We start from the raw sequence: 25750 nt of genomic DNA on the forward strand, positions 1-25750 counted from the left end.
GACTCCAGTCACGGGGAGCGATCCGCCTGGCTCTGTTACCGGGTGGCGTCGACGGTGGGCGTCCCGAGGTCTGCCGGGCGGGCTGATCCGAGTGGAACCTCGCGCTTGTGTCCGCAGACGCCGTGTTCACTTGGGTAACGTGCGGCGACCGAGTTGCCTCGGTTCGCGCCGCACGCCACATGTCACTCGATGTCGTCGGTGGCGGGCGCGGCGGGGTGCTTGATCTGCTCGCGGAGGATGTCGCCGTGGCCGGCGTGCCGCGCGAAGTCCTCGATGAGGAGCAGGTAGATGAACCGCAGGTTGACCTCGCCGAGGTCGGGGTGCGTCGTGGTGTCGTCGAGGTCGAAGCCGGCGGCGATCACGCGCGAGCGCTCGCTGGCGCGCTCGAACTCGGCGATCACGTCGGCCACGGTCTCGTTGTCGTCGACGACGAAACTGGTGTCGCCCGCCGTCGTGCCGCCGTCACATTCGCTCCTGGGCACCCGTCCCAGGACGTGCTGGAACCAGATCCGTTCGGCGACCGCGGCGTGCTTGAGCAGCCCGATCGGGGTGGTCGGCGACGCGACGAGGCGGCGGCGGGCCTCTACTTCGGACAGACCGCGCACCGTGTTGACCAGCTCGGCCCGGTTGCGGTCGAGCGCGCTCTCAAGCAAGCGGCGCTCAGCGCCGGTGGTGGTCCGTGGGATCGACCAGGTCATCGTCGGCCTCGATTCTGTTCGTGGAGGTGGAACTGCCTGTCGTACTTGGGGTTTCGGCTGTCGGCACCCGTCCCAGCAGGGGCCGGTGACCGCGTTGCGCCGTGGGAGGCGTGCGATCGACGTTCTGGCCGCCGGGTTCCGTGGTGGCTCGTGTGCGGAGGTTGGTGGGTTCGTCGATCGTGCCGGTGGCCTCGGCGAGCCGCGCGCTGAACTTCCCCGTAATCGGGCTGCGCGATTGTCGGCTTTGAGTCGCAGGATCTGCGCGTCGCGGGAGTCCGGGGATGTCACCGGTCTGTCGCATCACACGCAGGCGATGCCCAAGTTCTATCGCGAGGCGGGCGGCGGGGTCAAGCGCCGGAGAAGGCGGTGCGAACCGGCTTCGGCGGCAAGGGGCCTGACATCGCGGCGCCCGCCGAGCGGTGGGCCGCGTCGGAATGCCAGCCGCGCGTCTGGCAGTGCCAGGTCGCTGGAGAACTCCTGGCGGTCCGTCCACTGAGGACGGCGGTCGCAGCCTCGTTCGGTTGGGCCAGCGTCAATCCGCCTGAGCGGCGAGGAACGGCCTCACAGCCGGTCGCTGTGCGGTGACTCGGCCGCGCTGAGGCGCAGGATCGGGTCGAGCAGGTCGGGGAAGCGGCCCACGGGAGGGCGGCCTCGCATCGGGCGTCAGCAGCACCACCCGGCAGATCGGCGCGGTTCTCGGCGTGGCGGTGCTCGGAGCCATCGTCCAGCACCAGCGATCCGTTGGCGCGTCCTTCGAGGCCGGCCTCAACAGCGCCTTCGTCGCTGCCGGCGCCGTCACCCTGACCAGCCCCCTGTTCACCGGCCTCTGGCTGGTGAAATCCAAGCCCGCGAAAGCAAACCCACCCACGACAACAACCCAGCCCTGACCCACCCGGGCTGTCCTCGCCGTAGCGAGCGCGGAGCGCCGTCACTTCGAGCTCCCGCCGCGACCATCAGCCCGGCCGGCACGTCGGCCTGGGCTCCGGCACCAGCAACAATCACGGGAGCCTGCGCGCCACGCCGAGAACGGACCCCCAACGTCCGTTCTCGGCCCATCGTGTCAACTCTGCGGAGGACAGGTGGATAGGCGATCCGGCCACCGGCGGACCAACCTGGATGACGCGAGCGACACGCGCTTCGAGCCACGAGCGGATGTTCAGCGTGGCGCGTTCTTGACCTCGGCAAACCACGCATCTCGCCACGCCCGCTGTTCGTCAACGGTCCCCAACTGCTCGACCGCCGCGTCGGCGAGCGTCTCGACGAGATCGTCAACAGAGGACTTGTGGCCCGGTCGCATGACGTAAACCTCCATCCCGCCACCCATATCCAGGGTCATCCCGCTCGGAAAGGTGTCACGCCGCGCCCCTTGAACGGCGATCATCCAGCCTTCGGGCTCCAGCTGGCGACGTAGCCGGACAAGCGATGCGAACATGTTCGACGCACTGGCGGTGTACCGGTCCCTGCCCAGGAACAGCTCGATCCGGTAGAGGGGGCATGGCCCGTCATAGCCGTCCAGCCAGCCGCGCAGCCGTGCCCGCTGTTGATCACCGGCCCGCACGACCAGCACTTCTCTGTCTTCCAAAACCCTCGGATATCCCTGGCTCACGAACACCATCCCATCACCAGTCGGCGCAGGTTGTGACCTTGAAGCCTCGGCTGGGGAAGACGGTGTCCACGAAGAAGTCGTGCATGGCGGGGTCGGCGTCGCCGCAGCCGTCCCGCAGCACGGTCACCTGGTAGCCGCGGTCCGCCGCGTCGTAGCAGGTCGCGGCCACCATCGCGCTGGTCGCGACTCCGGCGACCGCGAGGGTGTCGACACCGCGGGCGCGGAGCACGAGGTCGAGATCCGTGCCGGCGAACGCGCTGGCGCGCCGCTTGAGCACGACGACGTCCTCGTCGGCGACCGGCAGATCGATCTCGGTGTCGGCCGATCCCTCGTGGAAGGCGTCTCCGGCTTCGTAGAACGACCTGTACAGCTCGTTGTTCGGCAGCAGGTCGGTTCCGTTGCTGCGGAAGGCGAAGCGCACGAACACCACGAGCGCGCCGGCCGCGCGGGCGCGCGGGAGCAGGTCGGTGATCGGCGGCACGACCTGCTTGGCGAACGGGTAGTTGCCCGTGATGCCCCGCTGGAGGTCGCCGATGATCAGAGCGGTGGTCACGACGGGCTCCCGTCCAGCCGCTTCGTCCGGTGTTCCGCGGTGGGCAGGACAGTCAGTCTGGCGGCCATGGTGATTGCGATGGTCAACAGTACGGAGGTGACGCTACCCGACGTCGTGGCCGAGGTTCGGGACCAGATGTTCGTCGTCGCCCCGTCGGTAGCCTGGAGATCGTGGTGTTCGACTCCGCCCGGTTCGATCTCCAGCCCTATGTCGGTTTCGACATGGCTCGTTACGTGCGGCGGACGTACTGCAGCTGGGAGGACGCTGGCTGGCAGTCCCTGCTCGTCCAGCGGTTCGAGCACGCTCCCGTCGCGGAGGACATGGAACTGCCCGCCGCAGCGGACGTGCACCTGGTGGTGCCGCTCGCGGGACGGGCGGTGATGGAGACACGACGTGCTGGCCGGTGGAGCCGCTGTTCGTGGGCGCCGGGTCGGCTTGAGCTGGGCATTCCGGACCAGGCCGTTCTTCGGCGTTACCGCGCGGACGGGGCGATGCGGAGCGTGCAGGTCCACATCCCGCGTGACACCGTCGATTCCGTCGCGGCGCGGTTGGGCGGCGGTCCGGTGGACTTCGAGGCCATGGCCGCGTCTCTGGCCGAGGGAGATCCGCTGGTCGAGGAGGCGGTTCGAGCGGTCGGTTCCGTGGGCGAGGCCAGTGATCTGTATGTCGAGTCGGCGGCGGCTTTTCTCACGACGCACTTGCTCACCCGTCATGCGCGGCGGCCGGCCGATCGGACGCCGACACGGGAGGACGCCCGTGTCCGTGCCGCCGTCGCGATGATGCGCGACCGGTTGGCCGAACCGATCACGCTGGCGGACATCGCTGACGTCGCGCACCTCAGCGTCTACCACCTCGTGCGGGTCTTCCGGGAGGCGACCGGGGCGCCACCGCACCGGTTCCTCACCCGGCTCCGGATCGAGGAGGCGAAACGGCTGCTGCGCGACACCGACCTGGCGATCGCCCAGATCGCGCCGCGGTGCGGCTTCGCCAGCCCCGGCGCCCTGTCGGCGGCCTTCGTGCGGCACACCGGGGTGCGCCCGTCGGCCTACCGCAATTCCCAGTCGTAGCACCGCAATCTCGCGCATGGGATCAGAGGGAGTCCGTCCCTAGCGTCGTGTCCATGACCGACCCTTGTTCCGTTCGCGGCGGCGTGCCCGAAGTCGAGCCCTTCGCCGTTCACATCCCCGACCACGACCTGGCTGATCTGCGCGCTCGGCTGGACCGGGTCCGGCTCCCCGAACCCGAGACGGTTCCGGACGCGACGCAGGGAATCGAGCTGGAGCGGCTGGCGGCGTTGCTCGACGCGTGGCGACAGCACGACTGGCGCGCGAGGGAAGCGCGGTGGAACGCGATTCCGCACTACCGGGTGCGTCTTGACGGGTTGGGCATCGCGTTCTGGCACGTCCGCTCCCCGGAGCCGACGGCGCTGCCGCTGCTGCTGACCCATGGTTGGCCCGGTTCGGTGCTTGAGTTCGAGAACGTGCTGGGGCCACTCACTGATCCGGTCGCGCACGGCGGTTCCGCGCGCGACGCCTTCCACGTGGTCGTGCCGGCGTTGCCGGGGTTCGGGTTCAGCGACCGTCCCCGTGAGCGGGGCTGGCACCCGGGCCGCACCGCGCGGGCGTGGGCCGAGTTGATGACCGTGCTCGGCTACCAGCGTTTCGGGGCCCACGGCGGAGACTGGGGTGCTTACGTGAGCACCGAACTGGCGCGTCTTGCTCCCGAGCGCGTCGTGGGCCTGCACCTGACGATGCCGTTGGCGTCTCCGCTGCCGGAGGACAGGCTCGCGCCAGGCCCGGCGGAACAACGCATGTTGGACCGGCGTGACCTGCACCTGGCGGATGGCTACGGCTTCGGGATGCTGATGAGCACGCGCCCGCAGACGCTCGGCTACTCCCTGCTCGACTCACCCGCCGGTCTGGCCGCGTGGCTCGGCGAGAAGTTCGCCGCCTACGCCGACACCCGCCCCGAGGTCGGTGGCGGGGTGAGCGTGTCGCAGCAAGTCGACAACATCGCGCTGTACTGGCTGACCGGCACCGGAGCCTCCACTGCCCGCTGGTACTGGGAGGCGATGAGGTGGGTTCCGCGCAGCGCGGAGGAGGAGAACGCGCAACCTGTGGTCGTTCCCACCTCCTGTTCGTTGTTCCCGGCCGATCCCTGGCCGACCGCGCACCGCTGGGCGCACCGGCGCTACCAGGACCTGCGCAGCTGGCACGAACTGGACCGTGGCGGGCACTTTCCCGGCCTGGAGCAGCCAGATCTGCTGGTGTCGGAGATCAGGAGCGCGTTCCGCCGGGTGCGGGACCAACCGGCCGCCCGCTGAGCTCGGCCGACGGGCCGCCACCGGCGGTGTGGGTACTGCTGCTCCACCAACGGAGTTGGGCGGGCTGACGAAGCCATGGGCTCTATTCCAGTACTAGAATAGAGCCCATGGCTCCAACTCTGACCGACGGCGAGTTGACCGTGCTCGGTCTGCTCGTCGAGCAGCCCCGCCACGGGTACGACCTGGAGAAGGTCATCGAGGAGCGGGGAGTGCGCGCGTGGACGGCGCTCGGTTTCTCCTCGATCTACTACGTGCTCGACAAGTTGGCCGGGCGCGGCCTGATCGAAGCGACCAGTGCTCCGTCGTCCGGAAAGTCGCGCGTCACCTTCCGCGCCACGGCGTCGGGTAGGGAACTGTGCGCTGCCGCCACGCGCGAGGCGTTGACGGCACTGACCCCGGTGCGGGCGCGGGTGTTGATCGCGATGGCGAACAGCCCCGGCCTGCCGGACGCCGATGTGGTGACCGGGCTGACCCGGCGTCTGGACGCGCTGCGGCAACAGCTCGCGGAGGTCCGGGCGACTCGTTCAAGGCAGGAACCCCTGCCCACGGCGGCTTCCGCCATCTTCGACTACAGCGAGGCCATGCTCAGGGCTGATGTCGACTGGACCGAAACCACGTTGGGCGTGCTGGCAAAGGAAACCGCGGTGGAGAAGTACGACGTCAAGAAGGCCCACAAGGAGCTCTACTCGCCGTCGGCGAAGGAGTTCACCGTCGTCGACGTGCCCGAGTTCCGGTACATCGCGGTCGATGGCCGGGGCGATCCGAACACGTCACCCGCGTACGCGAACGCGGTCGAAGCCCTGTACGGCGTGGCGTACGCGCTGAAGTTCGCCAGCAAGAAGACCCTCGGTCGGGACTTCGTGGTCGGCCCGTTGGAAGGGCTGTGGCGAGCGGACGACCCGACCGCGTTCGTCCGGCGCCGCAAGGACACGTGGGATTGGACCATGATGATCAGCCAGCCGGCGTGGATCACCGAGGACATGGTCCAGGCCGCGGTCGACACCGTCTCGAAGAAGAAGGCCAACCCCGCGCTCGGGGACATCAGGCTGCTCACCCTCGTCGAGGGGACCTGCGCCCAGATCCTGCACATCGGCTCCTACGACGACGAAACGCCCACCCTGGACCGCCTGCACAACCACTACCTCCCCGAGAACGACCTCACCTTCAACGGCGACCACCACGAGATCTACCTCAGCGACGCGCGGCGAACCCCGCCAACCAAGCTCAGAACGATCTTGCGCCAGCCGGTCCGGACCGCGTGACGAGTCCGAAGTGGCCACGACAGCGCGGTTCGGCCTGTGCTCCAGCCGTGTGATCACGCGACGGGGTCGGCTCGGGGCCGTTTTCCGCGTTGGTTACCCGATACGGGGCGACGGGTGGGGGAACGCCTTCCTCGTGGCGTGGCGGGTGTTCCCCCGTGGGGCGGATGTGGTCTCGGGCATTCGATGTGGGTGAGATGTTCGTACGACAGCGTGTCGCCCTCTTGGTTCTTTCGGTGACGATGGCCTCTTCGTAATGTCGCCGGCGTACGCAATTCTGGGCGGGTCGCTCCAGAAGAAGGGGGTGCGTGCTTCTCGTTCGTGCCCGGCTCGTCCCACGGTCACGACAGTTCACGCCGAGACCGGCGGCCTCGCGATGCGGTGGGCCGCCAGCGAAATCGCCGTAACCGCGCGCCGGCCCGAACGACGCGCGCCTCCTGGTTGACCGGCGGCGCGGACCGCGCGACCTCTCACGACGCCGAATCCGGGTCGTACGCGGGAAAAGGGCGACCTGGGGACGTGCGGCTGACGCACGCCAGAGACTCCCCGCCACCACCGCTCCCGGCAGGAGGGAACACCATGGCCAGCCTGTACATCAAGTACCGGAGCAACGACACCGGAGTTCGTCCGATTCCTCCCGGCGCGGCTTACTGGGAGTCGCCGTCGATGTGGCTCACCGGTGGTTGGGACCTGTCCACGGCGCGTCCCGGAGTCCCGAACAGAATCCACGTGCGGGTCGACAACAACAGCGACGCCGACATCTCCGGCGTCATGGTCCAGATCTGGGTGTCCAAACCGGTCGCGCCCATCGCGCCCGTCCACTCGATGCCCTTCCCCCCGGCGCCGGACCCGAACCGGTCGCACGCCGTCCTCCCGGTCGGCGTGGTCCGGGCCCACGGGTGGGCGGTCGCCAGCGTCGACTGGACTCCCGACGAGAGCTCGTTCATCAACCCGGCCGACCGGAACTCCGCGCACATGTGCCTGGGAGCCAACTGCTACACCTACGGCTGCCCCGGCGCTCCCGAGGGCCGCGTGATTACCTCGGCGACCACCGACTTCACCGTGGTCAGCGATCCCCACTGCGGGCAGCGCAACATCAACCTCCGCCGGTTCCCTCCCGGCGGCCGCTGTTGCTTCCCCTTCGGCGTCGCCAACCCCGCGCCGGCGGAGGCCACCTTCACCGTGACGGTGGAGGAACTCCGCGGCGACGACGGGCTCGGCCTCGTCGGACTCGCCCAGATCCTGTCCGGTTGGGGCGCCACGATCACCGGCATGGACGCGGTCGAGATCCAGCGGCTGCGCGACCAGGAGCTCTGCCGACGGCTCGGGGAGCCGCTGGAGTTGGCGCTGGTCCGAGCCGGCGGCGTGCCCGTGCTGGTCGACGCGGTCAGCACCCACACCGTCGCGGCCGCCAAGAACCCGGTTCGGGACCTCGTTCTCTTCGGCGACAACGTGTTGTGCGGTGGTGGCGGCAGGGAGGTGAGGGTTCGGGTCAAGCCCGGCGTCGTGGCTCCGCTCGGCCTGGCGTTCGACTTCCCCGACGACACCCGCGTCGGCGGGGTGCACACCCTCCAGATGAGCGTGCGGGACGAGAAGGGCGCCCTGTTCGGCGGAATCCGCTTCCTGGCTCTCGCGGCCAACCCGCAACTGCTGTCGCCCTGCGCCTGACAGCCCCTGCGGCCCGAGGTGTCGCGGGGCCGGGAAGCCACCCGCGACACCTCATCCCGCGCTGAGGCCGGACGATCGCGGCGAGGGGCATCACCACAGGAACACCACTCTCGAACCGGAAGTCCCTGTCCGCCGCACCCCCAACGCCCTTACGCCGTTACAGCCCAAGCCAAGGATCACCAGTGTGCCCACGCGGCTGCTCACCTGCTCATCGGCGTCCGCGTCGGCGGCCTGCCTTGGCGCGCGGTGCAATCCTGGCTGGCCGAGGCCGCCGTGGTGATCGGCCGGGAAGCTGGCCGCGCCTCGGTTTGCAGCAGTTGCGGGGACACCGCGAACCGGTGCCGCTGGTAGGCCGACACGGCACGCGGTGAGGAGTGCACGGTGACCCGCTCCAGCCCGAGTTCCCCGGCCAGGCCGAGGATCGCGTTGATCAGCAGGCCGCCGAGTCCCTCGCCGCGCGCCTCCGGCACCACGTACACGCACTGCACGTCACCGGATGCGCGCGAGAACACCAGCGGCGTCGGCACACGCGCGGTGACCGCGAGAAACGCCATCCCGATCACCTGGTCCCCACGAGCCAGAACCAGACACCGGTGTGTGGCCGTGTTCTCTCGCGCCCACGCGGCGAACGTCCACACGAACTCGTCCCGGCCAGTGGCGGGCAGACCGTCCCGCTCGGCCACCCAGCGCCACCGCAGCCGGGCGACGGCTTCGAAGTCGGCAGGACGCGCGGGTCGAACCTCGGTCTTCGTCACGCCCTCATCCTGGAGCTTCGGCTGGCCACCGCACCCGCTGACGGCGTACTGCGGATCACCCCGGTCCGCACCGCCGCACCGCCGAGCCGCCAAGCCGGTCACCGTGGCCGGAAGGAACTCGGCGTGGCGCCGGTCTGCCTGCGGAACATGGCGGAGAAGGCGGCCGGGGTGTCGTACCCCAGGGCCGTGGCGACCTGCGTGACGGTCCGTTTCTGGGACAGCAGGCGGATGGCGTGCAGTGCGCAGGCGCGCTGCCGCCACTGCTGGAAGCTCAACCCCGTCTGGTCGCGGAACAACCGGTTGAACGTGCGGGTGCTGACGCGCAGGCCGGCGGCCCAGGAGCCCGGGTCGTCGTGGATGTTCGGCGCGAGCTGGAACGCCTCGCACCGCTCGCGCAGCCCCGCGCGTGCGGGCAGGGGGAGGTCGAAGGGCAGCGGCGTCAGGGTGCGCAGCTCGTGCAGGACCAGCTCCATCAACGCGCCGTCCCGGCCGTGCCGGTCGTACTCGGCGGGCAGGTCGACCGCGGCGAGCAGCAGCTCGCGCAGCAGCGGCGAGACCTCCGCGACCTGGCAGCGCGTCGGGAACCAGGGCACGGCGGACGGTTCGAGGTAGAGGCTGCGGGTGCTGACCCGGTCCATCAGCACCTGGTGGTCGGTGGCGGGCGGGATGAGCACGGCCCGGTGCGGCGGGACCGTCCAGCTCCCGTCGGCCGTCTCGACGCGCATGATCCCGGTCGCGCCGTAGAGCAGCTGCGCGCGGCGGTGCCGGTGCAGGGGCAGCAGGTGCCCGGGTGGGTAGTCGGTGCCGATCGCCAGGACGGCGCGGTCGATGTCGTCGACCTTGTCCACCACCACGTTCCGCACCGACTCATGCTACGTCGCTCGTGGCGCGAACTCGATGGAAAGTGGCGATTCATCGAATGCTCGCCAAGCGGCGTCGTACCTAGCGTTGCTGGCGTGTTCGCTCTGATCCTGTTCGTCCTCGGCTGCCTGTCCGGCGTGACCACGGTGTTGTTCGGCTTCGGCGGCGGCTTCGTCACGGTGCCGGTCGTGTACGCGGTCGTCGCCGCCACCACCGGCGCCGACGCGATGCACACCGCCGTGGCGACCTCCACCGCGGTGATGATCGTCAACGCGTCCTGGGCGACCGTGACCCAGGTCCGGGCCGGCCGGCTGCGCCGGGAGTACCTCCACCCGCTGGTCCTGTTCATCACCGTCGGCGCCGCGCTCGGGGCGTTCGCGGCGAACTGGGCGTCCGACACCGTGCTGCACGTGCTGTTCATCGCCTATCTCGCGGTGACCATTGTGGACAGTGTCGCGCGGAGCGGTTTCACCGACGTCCGGCGTCGTTCGGGGGAGGCGCGACCGCTCGGACGACTCGCCTCCACCGCGGGCGGCGTCGGGATCGGGGCGGTCGCGAGCTTCCTGGGCGTGGGCGGGAGCGTCATGACGGTGCCGTTGCTGCGCCGCCGCGGGCTGTCGATGGTCGAGGCGACCGCGATGGCCAACCCGCTCAGCGTTCCCGTCGCCCTCGTCGCCACCCTGGTGTACGCGCTCCAGGCGCCGGCCGCGCACCACCCCGGTCAGATCGGCTACGTCAACCTGGTCGCGGTGGCGGCCCTGCTCTGCGGCTCGCTGCCCGCCATCGCGATCACCCGCCGCGTCGCGGGGCGGGTGCCCGACCGGGCGCACGCGATCGCCTACGTCGGCTTCCTGGTGCTCGTGCTGGTCGCGATGATCGTCACCGCGGTGGTCTGAACGCCCGGCTCCACAGTGGATGGCTCCACAGTGGACGGCCACAGTAGACGGTGCCGCCGGAGCACGTCACCGGTGGCGTCCCTCACCGGGTGCTGGCTTCCTGGAACGACTTGAGCATTCCCGCGAGATCAGCTCGGGACCGCACTCCCAGTTTGGGGAAGATCCGGTACAGGTGCGTCCCCACGGTCCGGTGGGACAGGTAGAGCCGCTGCCCGATCTCCCGGTTGGTCAGGCCCTCGGCGGCCAACTGCGCGATGCTCAGCTCGTGCGGGGTCAACCGCTCCCGCGCGTCCGGGCCCCGGTCCGGGCTCGACTCCCCGGCGCCGCGCAGCTCCCGGCGGGCCCGCTCGCCCCAGGCCGCCATCCCGAGCGCGTCGAACGCCTCCCTGGCCGTGCGCAGGTGCGTCCTGGACCGCACGACCTGTCGCTGCCGGCGCAGCCACTCGCCGAACGCCAGGTGGACGCGCGCGCGTTCCGCCGGCCACGCGGTCAGGTCCGCCCGCAGCGCGGCCGTGAACAGCTCCTCGGCCTCGTCGTTCGGCGCGAGCACGGCGCGTGCGTAGCGCAACCCGATGTGCAACGCCGGCGACGGCGTCGTCGCGGCCAGCGGTTCCAGCTCGCGCAGGACGTCCCGCAGGGCGTCGGTCTGCCCGGCCCGGACGGCGGCCTCGGTGAGCTCGGCGACGAAGTACGCGCGCAGGCCGAGCTGGTAGGCGGGGTCCGCGGGGTCGAGCACCCGGCGCAGGGCGGCGAACGCGTCGTCGAAGCGGCCCTCGCTCAACGCCGCGAGCCCGCGGGCGAGCTGGACGGTGGCCAGGACCGGCCGGGCGCCCGCGGCGAGGCCGACCCGTTCGGCCTCCTCGGCCAGCGCGCCGGACCGCTCGTGCTCGCCGCGCAACGCCGCGATCTCCGCCTGGACGGCCCTGGCCAGCCCGTACATGAACGGCTGGCTGGTCTCCCCGGCGAGCCGGGCGGCCTCCGCCGCGACCGGTACGGCGGTGGCCAGGTCGCCGAGCCGGACACAGCTCCACGCCTGGACGGTCAGCGCCCTGGGCAGCGCGCCGAGCCGTCCCCCGGCCCGCAGCCCGGGCACGGCCGCGGCGGCGAAGCGGGCCGCCAGGTCGAACGCGCCGACCTGCATCGCCGCGCTGCCCAGGTAGCGGTCCACCTCCGGGTCGGAAGCGGCGGTGCGGACCAGTGCGCGCAGCCCGTCGAGCACCCTGGCGCCCCGCTCGAACGGCGCGACGTACGCGGCGACCGCGACCAGCCGCGGGTCGTCGGCGTCGATGGGCAGACGGTCGGCAACGTCCAACAGCAGGCGACGCGTGGCCGGGCCGGGTTCGGACCAGAAACAACGCATGGCGGCGCCCAGCAAGATCCGGGTGGCCGTGTCCGCTTCTCCGTCGGTGGCAACGGATTCGACCAGCGCGCCCAGCTCCGACACCCGGGAGACGTCCTCGCGCACCCCGTCCTCGAAGCCGCTGATCAGCCAGCAGGCGGTGGCGCGCTGATGCGGGGAGAGCTCCAGGGCCCGCACATCGCGCACCAGGCGCTCGGCCGTGTCGCGGCGACCGGACTCGACCGCCAACTCGGCGGCGCGCAACAGGCGGACCACCAGCCTGTCGGGCCGTTCGCTCAACCTGGCCGCCTGCTCCAGCGCCGCGACCGCGGCGGCGAGCCCGCCCCGGTGCTGGGCCCGGTCGGCCGTCCGCTCCAGCTCGACGGCCACCTCCTCGTCGGGCCCGGCCGACGCGGCGGCCCGGTGCCACGCCCGCCGGTCCGGCTGGTCGTGCAGTGTCGCGGCCAACGCGAGGTGTGCCTGCCGGCGCTCGGCCAGCGTCGCGGCCGTCGCGATCGCCGACCGGACCAGGGGGTGCCGGAAGGTCACCGCGCCGAGGGAGAGGTCGACCAACCGGGCGTCGACGGCTGGCGCCAGCACCTCCAGATCAGCCGGCGTCCCCAGGACCAGCCCGCTGGCCGCGAGCGTTTCGGCGACCGAGTCGCTCTGGTTCAGCGCCGCGACCAGCAGCGCGGTCCGGGTGGACGCCGCGAGGGGGATGGCCCGGGCGGCGAAGGCGCGCGCGAGGCGGTCGCCCAACGGCAGCACCGGGTCGAGGCCGTCGACGTTCGCCGCGGCCGTCGGTAGCTCGGTCAGTGCCAGCGGGTTCCCCGCGGCCTCCGCCAACAGCCGGGCCCGGGACGCCGGCGGGAGATCGGGCGCGACCGAGTCCAGGACCTGGGCGGCGACCTGGTCGGGGAGCCGGTCGACCAGCATCGGGGACAACCCGGCGTCCAGCAGGGGCGAGCGCTCGCCCTCGCGGAGAGTGGCGATCAGCACGACAGGATCGGACTCGATCCGACGCGCCACGAACGCGAGCACGTCGGCGCTCTCGCGGTCGAGCCAGTGCACGTCCTCGGCGACCACCAGCACCGGCCGGTCAGCGGCTTCGTCGGCCAGCAGGCTCAGCGTGGCGAGACCGACGAGGTACGTGCTGGGCTCGTGGCCGTCGGCAGTGCCCAGCGCGGTCGCGAGCGCGTCCCGCTGCGGAGCCGGGAGCCTGTCCACCCCCGCCCGCACCGGGTACAGCAACTGGTGCAGCCCGGCGTAGGCGAGGTTCTGCTCGGCCTCCACACCGGAGGTGGTCAGGACCCGGAGGCCGGCGATCGACGCCATGGCCAGGGTTTCCTTCACCAGCGCGGACTTCCCGATGCCGGCCTCCCCGCACAGGAGAACGCCGCCGCCGCGCTCCGGTCCGCCGACGAGCTCCGCCAGGAGCTTCAGCTCGGCGTCCCGACCGAAAAGCGGCATGGCGCGCACTCCTGCCCTCGGCGCCCTCAGTCAGCCTGCGCCCCCGGGCCCCACGTGTGTCCTGATCACGACTTTACCGAAGATCCGGCCGCGTTCCGACACCGGTCAAACACCTCGCCCGCCGCGTGGCGACGTAGCGATGACGTACAGCGATGACGTACGGCGATGACGTCGTACGACGGTCGCCGCGGCCTCGACCGGCCACTTAGCGTGGCCGCATGCCACCCCACGACTTTCCCCGTTCCCCGGCGACGGAACGGGATTCCGCGCCAGGCAGGAGGGCTCGTTCTCGTCGTGTCGTGATCGGTGCCGCGGCCACCGCCCTCGCCGCGCTCGCGACCGCGTGCTCGACAGGCACCCACCCACCGGCGTCGCACGCACCGACCTCAGCGGCGTCAGCGTCAGCGGCGACGACGGCAGCGCACGCGGCGGGCTGGGAGCCGGCCCCGGTGGTCGCCCTGCCCTCGCAACCGCCGGCCTCGCTCGTGGTCGACGCGCCCCTGCCCGAGCAACTGGCGGCCGGACTGGTCGTGATCCGCTACCGCTCGGAGAACCTGCGGATCGTCCCGGTCTACGGGAAAGGCGCGCTGGACGTATCGCCCCGGATCGGCCACATCCACGTCACCGTCGACGACGCGCCGTGGCACTGGGCGGACGGCAGCGGCGAGCCGCTCATCATCCAGGGCCTGCCGCCGGGCCCGCACAAAGTCTGGATCGGACTGGCCGATCCGACGCACAAGGTCATCGACAGCAAGGTCGTGGACTTCGTCATCACCACCCAGGGCGGCCACCACTGACGTGCGCGCGGCCACCACTGCCGCGACGCCCACGCCACCCGCGCCAGCACAGCGCGTGCGGAAACCAGCTACAGCTACGGAGACGTGAACCCATGTCGCTCGACCAGTACTACCTGCTGGGCCGTTCCGGACTCCGGGTCAGCCGCCTGGCCCTGGGCACGATGAACTTCGGCATCGGCGGCTTCCACGCGTCCTACGGCAAAACCGAGGACGAAGCCCGGCCCATCTTCCGGCGGTACCTGGACGCGGGCGGCAACTTCGTCGACACCGCGGACTTCTACACCGCCGGTGAGAGCGAGACGCTCCTCGGCAAGCTCATCGCCGAGACCGGGACGCGGGACCGGCTGGTGCTCACCTCCAAGTTCACCAACAGCGTCGACCCCGGCGACCCGAACGCGGGCGGGAACGGCCGCAAGCACATCGTCCGCGCGGTCGAGGCGTCCCTGCGCCGCCTGCGGACCGACTACCTCGACCTGTACCTGTTGCACACCTGGGACCGGATCACGCCGGTGGAGGAGGTACTGCGCACGTTCGACGACCTCACCAGGGCGGGCAAGATCCGCTACGCCGGCCTGTCCGACGTGCCGGCCTGGTACGCCGCCAGGGCGCAGACCCTCGCCGAGGCGCACTCCCTCGTGCCGATGATCAACCTGCAACTGCCCTACTCCCTCGTCGAGCGGACGATCGAGGCCGAACACGTCCCGCTCGGCCAGACGCTGGGGCTCGGCATCACGGCGTGGAGCCCGCTCGCCGGCGGTTTCCTCACCGGGAAGTACCGGAACTCCGGCAAGGGCCTGACCGGCGAAGGGCGCCTCAGCGGTGAGGGCGGGGTCGGCTACGAGTGGACCGACCAGCAGTGGGAGCTGCTCGCGAAACTGGAGTCCGTGGCGGACGCGCTGGGGGTGACGATGGCCCAGGTGGCGCTCAACTGGGTCGCGACCCAACCCGGTGTCGCCTCGGCCATCGTGGGCGCGAGCAGCGCCGAGCAGCTCAGCTCCTCGGTGGCGGCGCTCGACGTCGAGTTGCCCGCCGAGCTCCGCGCCGAACTCGACGCCGCCAGCGCCGTGCCGCTGGGCAAGCCATACACGATGTTCACGCCGCAGTACCAGTCGTGGATGATCAACACTGGGGTCCGGCTCGGCGACAAGCCGCCCGGGTACCACCCCGTCGTGCGGAACTGGGTTCCGGAGAACCAGGGCTGACGGTGCGGCGCCGTCCCGTCGGGACGGCGCCGTCGCCGTTGTCCACGCCAACGAGGGAGGCGCCATGCCGTCGAGTCAGCTCCTCGCCGATCTCGTCGCGCGCACGCTCAAGCTCGTCATGAGACCGCGCCTGAAGGCCGAGCTGCGCTTCGACGAGATTCCGGGACGGACGAGCGTCCTCACGGTCCCGACCCGGCACGGGACGGTCACCTGCACCGCCTACCACCCGGCGTCCGGTGCGACGGCCGCCGGGGTGTACGTGAACCTCCACGGCGGCGGATACGTTGTGGAGCACCCGGAGCAGGACGACCCGTGGTGCCGGTACCTGGCCGACAAGGCAGGCGTCGTCGTCCTCAACGTGGACTACTCGGTCGCGCCGCGACACCGCTTTCCCGTTGCGGTGGAACAAGTCTTCGACGTCGTCACGTGGGCGGCCCGGGCGGACCGCGACTGGGACGGGCAACGCCTGTGCGTCGGCGGCCAGAGCGCGGGCGGCGGGCTGGCGGCCGCGGCGGCACGTTTGGCCTGGGAGAACGGCGGACCCCGCATCGCCCTGCAGGTCCTCCAGTACGCGCCGCTCGACCTGGTCACCCATCTCCGGAACAAGCCGTCCACTGTGGACAAACCGGTGATGCGGCCCTGGATGTCCGAGGTGTTCGACCGCGCCTACGCGCCCGATCTCGCCACCCGGCGCGACCGGCTCGTCTCACCGGCGTGGAAGGCCAACGCGGAGGGCCTCGCCGGCATCGCCCCAGCCGTGATCATCACGTGCGAGTTCGACCGACTCCGCGGTGAGGGCATCCGCTACGCCGAGGCACTGGATGCCGTGGGCTCCTTGGCCGAACACCACGACGTTCCCGCGACCGACCACGGGTACAACATCCTCCCGTTCGGAACCCGCGCGCAGACCGAGCGCACGTACCAGCGGATTGCCGATCACGTGCGTCGCGCGACCAGCTGAGGGTCTCAGCTCGTCGTCCTGTGTCGCTCTCGTCGTCCCTTGTCCGCGATCCGCGTGGGCTAGGCGGAAGCGGCGGCATGGCACGCGCCGTAGCCGTCCGCGCGAGCGGTGATCCGGCCGGACTGGATGCGGACCGCGGTCTCGGTGGCATCGCTGATGGCGGACACTCCCGCCGCCGCGGCGAGGACTCCGGACTCGTCGTGCACGATCTGGACGCGGGGCCAGGCGGAGGGCGCGACGGCGGCCCGCAGGCAGTGGCGCAGGTCGGTGATGACCAGGCGGGCGAGCGGGCCGAGTTCGCCGGGGTCGCTGGTGACCAGGACCGCGGTGACCGGGGTGCCGGGCGGCGTGGCGCGCAGCGCCTCTTCGACGGCGGCCAGCCGGTGCAGGCCGAGCACGGCGACGACGCCGTCGTGGTCCAGGCGGGCCGGTTCGTCGCGGAGCGCGTCGGTCGCGGCCGGCGGCGCCCATCCCTCGTCGGCGGGTCGCGCCGGCGAGACGTGCGGCAGGTGGGCGGGCTGCCACGTGTCGTCGAAGTCGAGCTCGGCGAGCTGTTCGCAGGCGCGGACGACGGCGAAGGGCTCCCCGAACCCGGGCGCGGCCGCGGCGAGCTGACTGGCGCCGTGCAGTGTCGTCAGGGCGGTCTCGGCCGCCCGGACCATGCGGGACGCGGCCGGCCCGGACGAGGGCAACTGTTCCAGGCACAGTCCGAGCAGGATCGCGCTGAGGCTCGTCAACTGCGAGAACGGCCGGCTGAGCCGTTCGTCGGAGACGACCTCGGGCAGGAGGTCCCTGCCCAGCCGGCTCGCGCTGCGCTGGTCCTCGGCGGCCAGCGGGAGCCGGGCCAGCCAGGCGCGCGCGAAGTCTCCCAGCACCGCGCCGGCGGTCCTCGCGGTCGGCGTGTACCGCGGGTCGGGGGCCTGCTCGGCTTCCTGGGCCAGGACGGAGAAGTAGAGAGCTCGCTTGCTCGGGAAGTTGGAGTAGACCGCGCCCCGGGTCAGCTCGGCCCGCTCGGCGATCCGGTCGATCTTGGCGTCACCGAAGCCGCGTTCGGTGAACTCGGCCCGGGCGGCGGCCAGCACCTTGGCCCGGTTGTGCTCCTGCATCTCCGCCCTGCTGAGCCGGACCATCGCACCCCTTCGTCGCCGTGCCTGCGCGAGATCAGGGTACTTTTCCCACTCAGAAGCTCTCACCATCGGACGCCAGCATCCGGATCGGACGAGCCCGTCATCGAGCGAGATCCACCGCGCGCGCCATGGCCAAGCGGAGTCCGGTGGCCGGAAAACCGCTGTCAGGAACGTGATCCCGGAGGGATGCTGCCGGGGTGGCCGTCGTGGACAGGATCGCGTGGGCGCCGAGCCGGGCCCGGGCGACCGGGCTGAGCCTGACCTCGTGGGCGCTGTTCGCGAGTTCCGGCCCGCTGGCCAAGGCGGTGATGGCGGCGGGCTGGCCACCGGCCGCGGTGACCTCGGTGCGGATCGCACTGGCCGCGGCGCTGCTGGTGCCGGTGGTCGCGGTGCTGCGGCCGCGGGCGCTGCGGTTCCGCCGCGCCGACCTGGGGCTGCTGCTCGGCTACGGCCTGCTCGGCGTCGCCGGGGTGCAGCTGTTCTTCTTCCTGGCCGTGGCCCGGGTCCCGGTCGGGGTGGCGATGGTGCTGGTCAACCTGGCGCCCGGGCTGGTCGCGCTGTGGGTGCGGGTGGTGCGGCGCACCCGGCTGCCCGGGCTGGTGTGGCTGGGCGTCGGGCTGGCGACGGCCGGACTGGCGTTGGTCGCCCAGATCGGGCTGGGCGCCCGGCTGGACCCGGTCGGCGTGGCCGCCGGGCTGGCCGCGGCGATCTGCTCCGCCGGGTACTTCCTGCTCGGTGAGCGCGGCGCGAGCAGGCATGACTCGCTCGGGCTGACCGCGGCCGGACTGGCGGTCGGCGCGGTGGTGGTGATCGCGGTCAGCCCGCCGTGGTCGCTGCCCCGGGACCTCCTCACCGCCTCCGCGGTGCTCGGTGGCCCGCGGGTCCCGGCGTGGCTGGTGCTGCTGGCGCTGGCCGTGGTGGGCACCGCGCTGCCCTACCTGGCCGGGCTGCGGGCGCTGCGCGACCTGCCCTCGGCCCTGGCCAGCGTGCTGTCCCTGGTGGAGCCGCTGATCGCCGCCGGGCTGGCCTGGCTGCTGCTCGACCAGACCCTCAGCCCGACGCAGCTGGCCGGGGCGGCGCTACTGCTCATCGGCGCGGTGCTGGTGCAACTGGCCGACCCGACACGCTCCCCGGCGACCCCGATCTCGTCCAGACCCGGCTGACGGTCCGCTCGTCAGTGGCCTCGCCCTCCACCGCTGACAGCAGGTGGTGGGGGAGGGGCAAGCGATATCCATAGTGGACAGTCCACAAGCGACGTTCCAGATCGGGGAGCCCTCTGGTCAGGAGAAGGGGGTTCGGCGGGCGTCGCTCGGCCTGAGCTCCACGCAGCACTCACCGGGGCGCGGCGCCAGCACCGCGGTCAGGTTGCGGGCCTGGAGGCCGGTGAGGAAACCGGCGAGGAACGCGTGGGCGAGGCCGCACACCAGCTCGGGCGACCGTGCCGTCAACGGGTGGAAGGGGCAGTTGCGGAGCCGGACGCACGTGGGAGTCTCCCGTGCCGGCTCGAAACCCTGGCGGGCGAGGACGGCCTCGGCGAGGGTGAGGGCGCGCTCCGCCCCGAGGCGACCGGGCCGGGCGCGCTCGCGTTCGAGGGCGCCGAGCTGCTCGCCGCGCTGGCCCGCCACCCGCACCGCGGCCTCGCGGGCGTCCTCCTGGTCCTGCTCGGTCAGCACGGCGTCGAGCAGGATGTCGGCCAGCACCTCGTACCGGCGGGCGGGGATGCTGACCCGGATGTCCCGCTCCACCGGTTCGTAGACCTTCGGCGTCCGGCCCACCCGGCGGATTCCGCCGGCCGGGGCGAAGTGCGCCCGGAGGAGGCCGGTGTCGACGAGCTTGTCGAGGTGGAACGCGGCGAGCTTGCGGGAGATCCCGGCCGCCGCGGCCGCCTCGTCGCGGGTCACGGGGCGGCGGGCGGCCCGGATGAACGCGTACATGCCGGCCCGCAGCTCGTCGTCCAGCGCCGCGACGGCCCGGATCATCGGGTCCCCCTGCCGCTCCCCGCTCATTCCTCCACGTTAACACCCATTTGCGTTTCCCCATCCCGGGGAGTGGACGGCTCAGCAGGGGGCTTGACCCACGCCGGGAATATGACCAACATAAGTTGGCGAAACTGTCACGGACGGAGCGGTCAGGTGCCCCCAGCGACCCCACCCGGCGAGGAGTCGGTGAGCACGCGCTCGCCGGCCCGTGCGACCACGCATCGACGCTCCTCCCGGGCGGTGCTCCCCGGTCGCTGCTGTCGGGGCGCGCGGAGCGCTCGCCGTGACCACCGAGGTTCTGGTTCCGCTGTCGCCTCGGGAATCCGTGTGAGCTGACCGTCCACATGCGACTCGCTCCGCCGGCGCCGCCGCCCCCCGGTGCGCCGCCTCCGCCGGGCCGCCCCACCCCGCCGGCGACGTCCCGCTTCCCGTCTCACGAAAGGCTCTCATCGTGTCGTCCAGCCCAGCACTGCGCGTCGTCCACGAACCCGACCCGGGCGTCGACCTGGCCGCGGCCGAGCGGGCCGCCGCGAACCTGCTCCGCGCGCTCGGTGTCGACGTGACGACGGAGAGCCTGCGGGAGACGCCGCGCCGGATGGCGAGCGCCTACGCCGAGCTGTTCAGCCCGAGACCGTTCAACCTCACCACCTTCCCCAACGACGAGGGCTACGACGAGCTCGTGCTGGCCCGCAGGATTCCGGTGCGGTCGGTGTGCGAGCACCACCTGCTGCCCTTCACCGGCGTCGCGCACGTCGGGTACCTGCCGGGCGACCGCATCCTCGGTCTGTCCAAGCTCGCCAGGGTCGTCGAGCACTTCGCCAGCCGGCCCCAGGTCCAGGAACGCCTGACCAAGCAGGTCGCCGACTGGTTGTCCGAGCAGTTGTCCCCGCAGGGCGTGGGCGTGGTCATCGAGGCCGAGCACACCTGCATGACGTTGCGCGGCGCCCAGGCCGTGGGGTCCACCACCGTGACCTCGACCCTGCTCGGCACGCTGCGCACCGACGCGAGTTCCCGACAGGAGTTCTTCGCCCTGACCGGCGTCCGCCCCTGATCGCCAGGACCGGGTTCATCCCGGTCACCGCTGGCCTGCCGGCGCTGGACGTCCGAGCACGACCAGGGCGGACGCGAGCAGCACGGCTGACACCACCGTGAGCGTCACCAGCGCCCCGTCGAGGAACGCGGCCACCACCGCGTTCCCCGTGGCGGCCAGGACGGTGTGCAGCAGCACGATCACGGCGGCGCCCCGCGCGTCGTCGCCGGCGGCGTCCAGCGCGGCCATGAAACCGGCCGGTCCGCGCAGGCCCAACCCGATGTTCACCGGCAGCAGCAGCGGGATCAGCAGGACCGGCTGGTGCCCGCCGAGGACGGCGAAGACGAGCAGGCCGGCGCCGCCGAGCGCGGCCAGCGCGGTGCCGGCGAACACCACCCGGGGCGCTCCCCAGCGGCGGACCATCGTGCCGGACAGGTTGGCCGCGACGATGAACGCCGCCACCCCCACCACCTGCAGGAAGATGAAGTCGGCGATGGTGCCGCCCAGGCTGTGCTCGATCACGGCGGGCGCGCCGAACACGAACACCAACAGGCCCGACATCGTCAACGCCTGGCTGCCGGCCTGCCGCAGGTACGCCCGGTTGCGCAGCAACGCCAGGTAACCGCCGGTCTTCGGGCCCGCCGGTGGGTCCGGCACCGAGCGGCGCAGCACGAAGGCTCCCACCGCCACCAAGGCGGCGGCCACGGCCAACGCCAGGAAGGGACCCGTCCAGCCGAGGCCGGCCACCAGCCCCGCGCCCGCGAGCGGGGCGAGCGCGGGCACCAGTGACTCCACGCTGCTGAGCACACCCAGCGCCCGGACCGCGGCGGCCGGCGGGAGCAGGCGGCGCAGCAGCCCCGGAGCCAGCACCGCCGGCGCGGCGGACGCCACACCCTGGAAGAACCGCAACACGACCAGGGCGGTGAGGCTGGGCATGAGCGAGCACACCAGGGACACCGCTGCCAGGACGCTCAGCGCGCCCACCAGGATCCAGCGCGCCCGCATCACCGCGCTCAGCGCCCCGCAGCACAGCAGGCCGACGGCGGTGCCAAGGACGTACGCCGACAGCACCAACTGCGCCTGGCCCGGCGACCCGCCGAGCTGTTCGGGCAGCCCCGGCACGGCGGGCAGCACCAGGTCCACACCCGCCAGCCCGGTGGCGGTCCCGCCCAGCACGAGCGCCACCACCGCCACCGCCACGGCGCGCGGTAAGCCGGGCGCGGTCCGCGCGGTATCTTTACCAGAAGTTTCGACCACACTCATAGTTAGATGACTCTAACCATTTGATCGCGGAGGCGACAACGGGATGGACGGCAGGCGCAGCGGATCGCGGGCGGACCAGCGCGATCCGCACCTCGTGGGGCAGGTCGCCGCGTTGCTCTTCGAGGTGGTGGACCGGTCTCGGCGGGTCTACGGGGAGGCCGTGGTCGACGAGGGGCTGACCGAGCTGCAGTGGCTGGTCCTCCGCCGGCTGCGGGATGAGAGCGAGGCTCCGCCGATCGGCCACCTGGTCGACTGGCTGAACACCGAGCCGCCGACCGTCACCGCGCTCGTCGACCGCCTGCAGGCGCGCGGCCTGGTCGACCGGCGGCCGGACCCCCGGGACCGGCGGCTGCGCCGCATCCACCTCACCGACGCGGCGCGCGACGTCCTGGCCAAAATCGACGCGAAAGCCAGCGCCCAGTCACCCTGCCGGGTCCTGGGCGCCGACGAGCTCGCCACTCTGCGAGACATCCTGGCCCGGATGCTCGACCGCGACGCCGACCAGTAGGCGAGGTTCCGTAGTCGTCCACCCTTTGTCTGTCGGTGGGCAGAGCGATGGCCACGGGTGTCCACAGTGGACATACAGGTGGCGGCCCGGTCGGGCAGCGCCGGGCAGCCCGTGCCGACGCGTCCGACCACGCGGGTCGGCTACGGGCTGGTTCCGCGCGGCGTCAGACGCCGCGCAGCAGCGACTCGAACGACGGCGTGCCGCCGAACGGGCCTTCCAACGCCTCGGCCGGGGGTGTCGACGGCCGGCCGGTGACGAGGTCGGCGAGTTCGCCGGCAGCGCGCTCGATGCGGCTGGCCAACGCCCGGTCGACGCCTCCGTCGCCACCCCAGTCCTCCGTGGCGGCGAAGACGCCGGTGGGGACGGTGATGGCGCGCAGGTAACCGAACAGCGGCCGCAGGGCGTGCTCGATCACCAACGAGTGCCGGGCCGTGCCGGCGGTGGCGCCCAGCAGCACGGGCGTCCCGGTCAGCGCGTCCTTGTCCAGGACGTCGAAGAAGGTCTTGAACAGGCCGCTGTAGGAGGCGGAGAAGACGGGGGTGACGGCGATGACGCCGTCGGCGTCGGTGACCGCCTCGATCGAGCCGCGCAGCGACTCGTTGGCGAAGCCCGTGACCAGGTTGTCGGCGAGGGCGCGCGCGTGGTCGCGTAGCTCGACGACCTCGACCGCCGGGTCGTCGCCCCGCTCGCGCAGGGCGGCGACGGTCGCGGCGGTGAGCCGGTCGGCCAGCAGCCGGGTGGAGGAGGGCACGCTCAGCCCGGCGCTGACGACGGCGAGGGTGCGGGCGCTCATCGGTCCTGGACCTCCTCGGTGGCCTCGTCGCGGGCCTGCCCCGTGACGTCGTCCGCGGCCGCGTGCACGGTGGTGTCCTTCGCCCCACCTCGGGCGGCGACCCGCGACGCGTGCGTCGGGGCGTCGGGCACGTGCGCCGGCTTGAGGGCGGCGAACTCCTTGCGCAGCACGGGAACGACCTCCTCGCCCAGGATGTCCAGCTGTTCGAGCACCGTCTTCAGCGGCAGCCCGGCGTGGTCGATGAGGAACAGCTGGCGCTGGTAGTCGCCGACGTAGTCGCGGAAACCCAGGGTCCGCTCGATGACCTGCTGCGGGCTCCCGACGGTCAGCGGCGTCTCCCGGCTGAACTCCTCCAGCGACGGGCCGTGGCCGTAGACCGGCGCGTTGTCGAAGTACGGCCGGAACTCGTTCACGGCGTCCTGGCTGTTCTTCCGCATGAACACCTGGCCACCGAGGCCGACGATGGCCTGGTCGGCCGACCCGTGGCCGTAGTGCTCGAACCGGCGGCGGTAGAACTCCACCATCCGCTGGGTGTGCTCCGGCGGCCAGAAGATGTGGTTGTGGAAGAAGCCGTCGCCGTAGTAGGCGGCCTGCTCGGCGATCTGCGGCGAGCGGATCGAGCCGTGCCACACGAACGGCGCGACGCCGTCCAGCGGTCGCGGCGTCGAGGTGAAGCTCTGCAGCGGCGTGCGGAACTGCCCGGACCAGTCGACGACGTCCTCGTCCCACAGCCGGCGCAGCAGCGCGTAGTTCTCGATCGCCAGCGGGATGCCGTTGCGGATGTCCTGCCCGAACCAGGGGTAGACCGGGCCGGTGTTGCCGCGACCCAACATCAGGTCCACCCGGCCGTCGGCCAGGTGCTGCAGCATCGCGTAGTCCTCGGCGATCTTCACCGGGTCGTTGGTGGTGATCAGCGTCGTCGCGGTGGACAGCTGCAGCCGCGAGGTCCGCGCGGCGATGTAGGCCAGCGTCGTGGTCGGCGAGGACGAGAAGAACGGCGGGTTGTGGTGCTCGCCGAGGGCGAAGACGTCCAGCCCCACCTCCTCGGCCTTCAGGGCGATCGCCAGGATCGCCCTGATCCGCTCGGCCTCGCCGGGCGTGCGGCCGGTGGTGGGGTCGGTGGTGATGTCACTGACCGAGAAGACCCCGAACTGCATCTCATCCTCCGAGTGGATGACGCGTCATGTACGCCGTCCAACCTACATGACACGTCATCTATTCCAGTCCGACAAGCCGCGCTCCACGTCACGGCTGCTCCCGCCTCCGGTCGGGGCCGGGCTCCGGGGCGCTGGCGCTGGTGCGGGCGGCTTCGAACCCCGCGAGCATGGCCTCAAGCGCGAAGTCGAAACGCCCTTGGGCGCCGATGCGTGGTTCGACGCGCATCGCTGCGGTGAGGAATGGGAACTCGTCGGCGTCGAGGTCGAGCAGCGGACCCGGTTGGTCGTCGTCGGTGTCCTGCTCGGTGGCGTTCTGGGCGGACATGGTCGCGGCGTGCCCGACGACGAAGTTGGTGACGGAGTACACCACGTCCAGCGCTCGGTGAGCTGGGAAGCCCGACTCGTGCAACGACCTGAGCGTGCTTTCCAGCACGTGCAGGTTCGGCGCGGTTGTGGCTGGCCGTGACACCACCAGTGGGATCACGTCCGGGTGCGCGCGCAGGGCGGTGAGGAGAGCGTGTGCGAAGTCCCGCATCCCCGCCTGCCACGACGAGGCGTCGAGCTGGGGCGGCGCGACGCTGAGGACGATCTGCTCGACCAGCCCGTCGAGCAGCGCCTCCTTGTTGGCCACGTGGTTGTAGAGCGTCATGGCCTCGACGCCGAGTTCGTTGCCGAGACGGCGCATCGAAAGCGCCTGCAGACCTTCGCGGTCGACCAGGGCCAGGGCGGCCTCCAACACGGCCTGGCGGGTCAGGCCCGCGCGCTGGCCCCGGGTGCGACGGGCGGGCATCGTGCGCCTCCTCACTCACAGCTTCTTACGTCGTATGTATCATAGGCGGCGCAAACATACGCCGTAAGAAAAAGCGGACGCCGGACCGCGGCGTCCACTGGGGGACCAAGGAGAGATGGTGTCGACCACCACGACCCGAACCAGCCAGCGCCCCTGGGCGCTCCACACCGGCCTCGCCCTGTCCACGATCGCCACACTCGCGCCACTGGTGGACGTGGCCACGGTCGACAGCCTGGCCAACCACGTGCGAAGCGCCTACCCGGACTGGCCAACCGACCTCGTCTCAGCCGACCGCAACGCCATCGTCGGCTACCTGACCGTCGTGGGCGTCCTCGGCCTCGCCGGCTGGCTCGGAACGGCCTGGGCCGTCGCCCGCAGGAAGGGCTGGGCCCACGTGGCCATCACGGTCATGTTCGCCCTGGGCGCGAGCACCGCGCTGTTCAACTTCACGCTCTCGGGAGGCGCCTACACCAACGTCATCCCCCGCACCTACGGGACGCTCGGACTACTCCCCGTGATCCCCGGCCTGGCAGCCGTCGTCCTCGCCTGGCGCCACCGCCGCCACCCGGCATGACCGACCGCTTCCACCGCTGCCGACCGAATCGCTGACCACTCCGTACGCGGCCGTGGGGTGGTTGTGCCCCCGCTGACGCGGACACAACCACCCCACGCTTCGACCTCATCCCCGCGTGCGCGGGGACCACGTCCGCGAGCA

At 71.7% G+C, this 25750-nt stretch carries 24 protein-coding genes and 1 pseudogene; 13 read left to right on the top strand and 12 right to left on the bottom strand.

Annotation, left to right across the window (positions count from 1 at the left end):
* Positions 1 to 182: 182 nt before the first annotated feature.
* Positions 183 to 698 (bottom strand): DinB family protein, encoded by a 516-nt coding sequence (locus BUE43_RS18165; protein ID WP_073484663.1) that lies wholly within the window; start codon positions 696 to 698, stop codon positions 183 to 185.
* A gap of 701 nt (positions 699 to 1399) precedes the next feature.
* On the opposite strand from BUE43_RS18165, the gene BUE43_RS18170 reads away from it, so the two are divergent.
* Positions 1400 to 1585, top strand: coding sequence for a hypothetical protein (locus BUE43_RS18170; RefSeq protein WP_200797565.1), 186 nt, complete (start codon positions 1400 to 1402; stop codon positions 1583 to 1585).
* Between the two features lie 269 nt (positions 1586 to 1854).
* Here BUE43_RS18170 and BUE43_RS18175 read toward each other — a convergent pair whose 3' ends face one another.
* Entirely contained in the window at positions 1855 to 2313 is a 459-nt protein-coding gene (locus tag BUE43_RS18175) for a hypothetical protein (protein ID WP_234995784.1), read from the bottom strand.
* 4 nt (positions 2314 to 2317) lie between these two features.
* Complete coding sequence (locus BUE43_RS18180) at positions 2318 to 2857, bottom strand: cysteine hydrolase family protein (RefSeq protein ID WP_073484666.1); 540 nt, start codon at positions 2855 to 2857, stop codon at positions 2318 to 2320.
* Positions 2858 to 3027: 170 nt separating this feature from the next.
* On the opposite strand from BUE43_RS18180, the gene BUE43_RS18185 reads away from it, so the two are divergent.
* From BUE43_RS18185 to BUE43_RS18200, 4 genes are all read left to right on the top strand, one after another.
* The gene (locus tag BUE43_RS18185) at positions 3028 to 3924 is read left to right on the top strand and encodes an AraC family transcriptional regulator (protein WP_073484668.1); all 897 of its coding nucleotides are present in this window, start codon (positions 3028 to 3030) and stop codon (positions 3922 to 3924) included.
* Positions 3925 to 3977: 53 nt separating this feature from the next.
* Positions 3978 to 5180 carry an epoxide hydrolase family protein gene (locus tag BUE43_RS18190; RefSeq protein ID WP_073484997.1) on the top strand — a complete coding sequence of 401 codons (1203 nt, stop codon included), beginning with the start codon at positions 3978 to 3980 and terminating at the stop codon, positions 5178 to 5180.
* A gap of 107 nt (positions 5181 to 5287) precedes the next feature.
* Positions 5288 to 6442: a GyrI-like domain-containing protein gene (locus tag BUE43_RS35795; RefSeq protein ID WP_073484670.1), complete on the top strand. Its 1155-nt coding sequence runs from the start codon at positions 5288 to 5290 to the stop codon at positions 6440 to 6442.
* Between the two features lie 576 nt (positions 6443 to 7018).
* Complete coding sequence (locus BUE43_RS18200) at positions 7019 to 8107, top strand: hypothetical protein (RefSeq protein ID WP_073484673.1); 1089 nt, start codon at positions 7019 to 7021, stop codon at positions 8105 to 8107.
* Positions 8108 to 8412: 305 nt separating this feature from the next.
* Here the strand turns inward: BUE43_RS18200 and BUE43_RS18205 are convergent.
* Together BUE43_RS18205 and BUE43_RS18210 are read right to left on the bottom strand one after the other, a co-directional pair.
* Positions 8413 to 8862: pseudogene (locus BUE43_RS18205) on the bottom strand (GNAT family N-acetyltransferase); the annotation flags it as partial.
* A 98-nt stretch (positions 8863 to 8960) separates the two neighbouring features.
* Entirely contained in the window at positions 8961 to 9725 is a 765-nt protein-coding gene (locus BUE43_RS18210; protein WP_073484675.1) for an AraC family transcriptional regulator, read from the bottom strand.
* Between the two features lie 93 nt (positions 9726 to 9818).
* Here BUE43_RS18210 and BUE43_RS18215 point away from each other — a divergent pair, with 93 nt between their 5' ends.
* Positions 9819 to 10619 carry a sulfite exporter TauE/SafE family protein gene (locus BUE43_RS18215; RefSeq protein ID WP_073484677.1) on the top strand — a complete coding sequence of 267 codons (801 nt, stop codon included), beginning with the start codon at positions 9819 to 9821 and terminating at the stop codon, positions 10617 to 10619.
* Positions 10620 to 10701: 82 nt separating this feature from the next.
* On the opposite strand, the gene BUE43_RS18220 is transcribed toward BUE43_RS18215, so the two are convergent.
* On the bottom strand, positions 10702 to 13428 hold the full coding sequence (locus BUE43_RS18220) for an ATP-binding protein (protein WP_073484679.1): 2727 nt from the start codon (positions 13426 to 13428) through the stop codon (positions 10702 to 10704).
* Between the two features lie 218 nt (positions 13429 to 13646).
* Here BUE43_RS18220 and BUE43_RS35635 point away from each other — a divergent pair, with 218 nt between their 5' ends.
* The 3 genes from BUE43_RS35635 to BUE43_RS18235 all read left to right on the top strand — a co-directional run bounded on the left by BUE43_RS35635 (position 13647) and on the right by BUE43_RS18235 (position 16388).
* Positions 13647 to 14225 (top strand): DUF6130 family protein, encoded by a 579-nt coding sequence (locus BUE43_RS35635; RefSeq protein WP_268844434.1) that lies wholly within the window; start codon positions 13647 to 13649, stop codon positions 14223 to 14225.
* Positions 14226 to 14317: 92 nt separating this feature from the next.
* Complete coding sequence (locus tag BUE43_RS18230; RefSeq protein ID WP_073484685.1) at positions 14318 to 15427, top strand: aldo/keto reductase; 1110 nt, start codon at positions 14318 to 14320, stop codon at positions 15425 to 15427.
* Positions 15428 to 15491: 64 nt separating this feature from the next.
* Positions 15492 to 16388 carry an alpha/beta hydrolase fold domain-containing protein gene (locus BUE43_RS18235; protein WP_143174231.1) on the top strand — a complete coding sequence of 299 codons (897 nt, stop codon included), beginning with the start codon at positions 15492 to 15494 and terminating at the stop codon, positions 16386 to 16388.
* Between the two features lie 59 nt (positions 16389 to 16447).
* Here the strand turns inward: BUE43_RS18235 and BUE43_RS18240 are convergent, their stop codons facing one another.
* Positions 16448 to 17518: a TetR/AcrR family transcriptional regulator gene (locus tag BUE43_RS18240; protein WP_073484687.1), complete on the bottom strand. Its 1071-nt coding sequence runs from the start codon at positions 17516 to 17518 to the stop codon at positions 16448 to 16450.
* 203 nt (positions 17519 to 17721) lie between these two features.
* On the opposite strand from BUE43_RS18240, the gene BUE43_RS18245 reads away from it, so the two are divergent.
* The gene (locus tag BUE43_RS18245) at positions 17722 to 18678 is read left to right on the top strand and encodes an EamA family transporter (RefSeq protein WP_234995785.1); all 957 of its coding nucleotides are present in this window, start codon (positions 17722 to 17724) and stop codon (positions 18676 to 18678) included.
* 117 nt (positions 18679 to 18795) lie between these two features.
* Here BUE43_RS18245 and BUE43_RS18250 read toward each other — a convergent pair whose 3' ends face one another.
* Entirely contained in the window at positions 18796 to 19521 is a 726-nt protein-coding gene (locus BUE43_RS18250; RefSeq protein ID WP_073484691.1) for a helix-turn-helix transcriptional regulator, read from the bottom strand.
* A gap of 421 nt (positions 19522 to 19942) precedes the next feature.
* Between BUE43_RS18250 and folE the strand changes: the two genes are divergently transcribed.
* Positions 19943 to 20545, top strand: a complete 603-nt coding sequence (folE, locus tag BUE43_RS18255; protein ID WP_073484693.1) for a GTP cyclohydrolase I FolE — start codon at positions 19943 to 19945, stop codon at positions 20543 to 20545.
* A gap of 24 nt (positions 20546 to 20569) precedes the next feature.
* Here folE and BUE43_RS18260 read toward each other — a convergent pair whose 3' ends face one another.
* The gene (locus tag BUE43_RS18260; protein ID WP_083959791.1) at positions 20570 to 21787 is read right to left on the bottom strand and encodes an MFS transporter; all 1218 of its coding nucleotides are present in this window, start codon (positions 21785 to 21787) and stop codon (positions 20570 to 20572) included.
* 43 nt (positions 21788 to 21830) lie between these two features.
* On the opposite strand from BUE43_RS18260, the gene BUE43_RS18265 reads away from it, so the two are divergent.
* Positions 21831 to 22295, top strand: a complete 465-nt coding sequence (locus tag BUE43_RS18265) for a MarR family winged helix-turn-helix transcriptional regulator (RefSeq protein WP_073484698.1) — start codon at positions 21831 to 21833, stop codon at positions 22293 to 22295.
* Between the two features lie 163 nt (positions 22296 to 22458).
* Here BUE43_RS18265 and BUE43_RS18270 read toward each other — a convergent pair whose 3' ends face one another.
* The 3 genes from BUE43_RS18270 to BUE43_RS18280 all read right to left on the bottom strand — a co-directional run bounded on the left by BUE43_RS18270 (position 22459) and on the right by BUE43_RS18280 (position 25035).
* Complete coding sequence (locus BUE43_RS18270; protein ID WP_073484701.1) at positions 22459 to 23088, bottom strand: FMN reductase; 630 nt, start codon at positions 23086 to 23088, stop codon at positions 22459 to 22461.
* Positions 23085 to 24245, bottom strand: coding sequence for an LLM class flavin-dependent oxidoreductase (locus BUE43_RS18275; RefSeq protein ID WP_073484703.1), 1161 nt, complete (start codon positions 24243 to 24245; stop codon positions 23085 to 23087). The genes BUE43_RS18270 and BUE43_RS18275 overlap by 4 nt, the downstream gene beginning before the upstream one ends.
* 88 nt (positions 24246 to 24333) lie before the next feature.
* Positions 24334 to 25035 (bottom strand): TetR/AcrR family transcriptional regulator C-terminal domain-containing protein, encoded by a 702-nt coding sequence (locus tag BUE43_RS18280; protein WP_073484705.1) that lies wholly within the window; start codon positions 25033 to 25035, stop codon positions 24334 to 24336.
* A 118-nt stretch (positions 25036 to 25153) separates the two neighbouring features.
* Here BUE43_RS18280 and BUE43_RS18285 point away from each other — a divergent pair, with 118 nt between their 5' ends.
* Complete coding sequence (locus BUE43_RS18285; protein ID WP_143174232.1) at positions 25154 to 25609, top strand: hypothetical protein; 456 nt, start codon at positions 25154 to 25156, stop codon at positions 25607 to 25609.
* The last annotated feature ends 141 nt before the right edge of the window (positions 25610 to 25750 follow it).

It is taken from the genome of Streptoalloteichus hindustanus (genome assembly GCF_900129375.1).
Lineage (GTDB): Bacteria > Actinomycetota > Actinomycetes > Mycobacteriales > Pseudonocardiaceae > Streptoalloteichus > Streptoalloteichus hindustanus.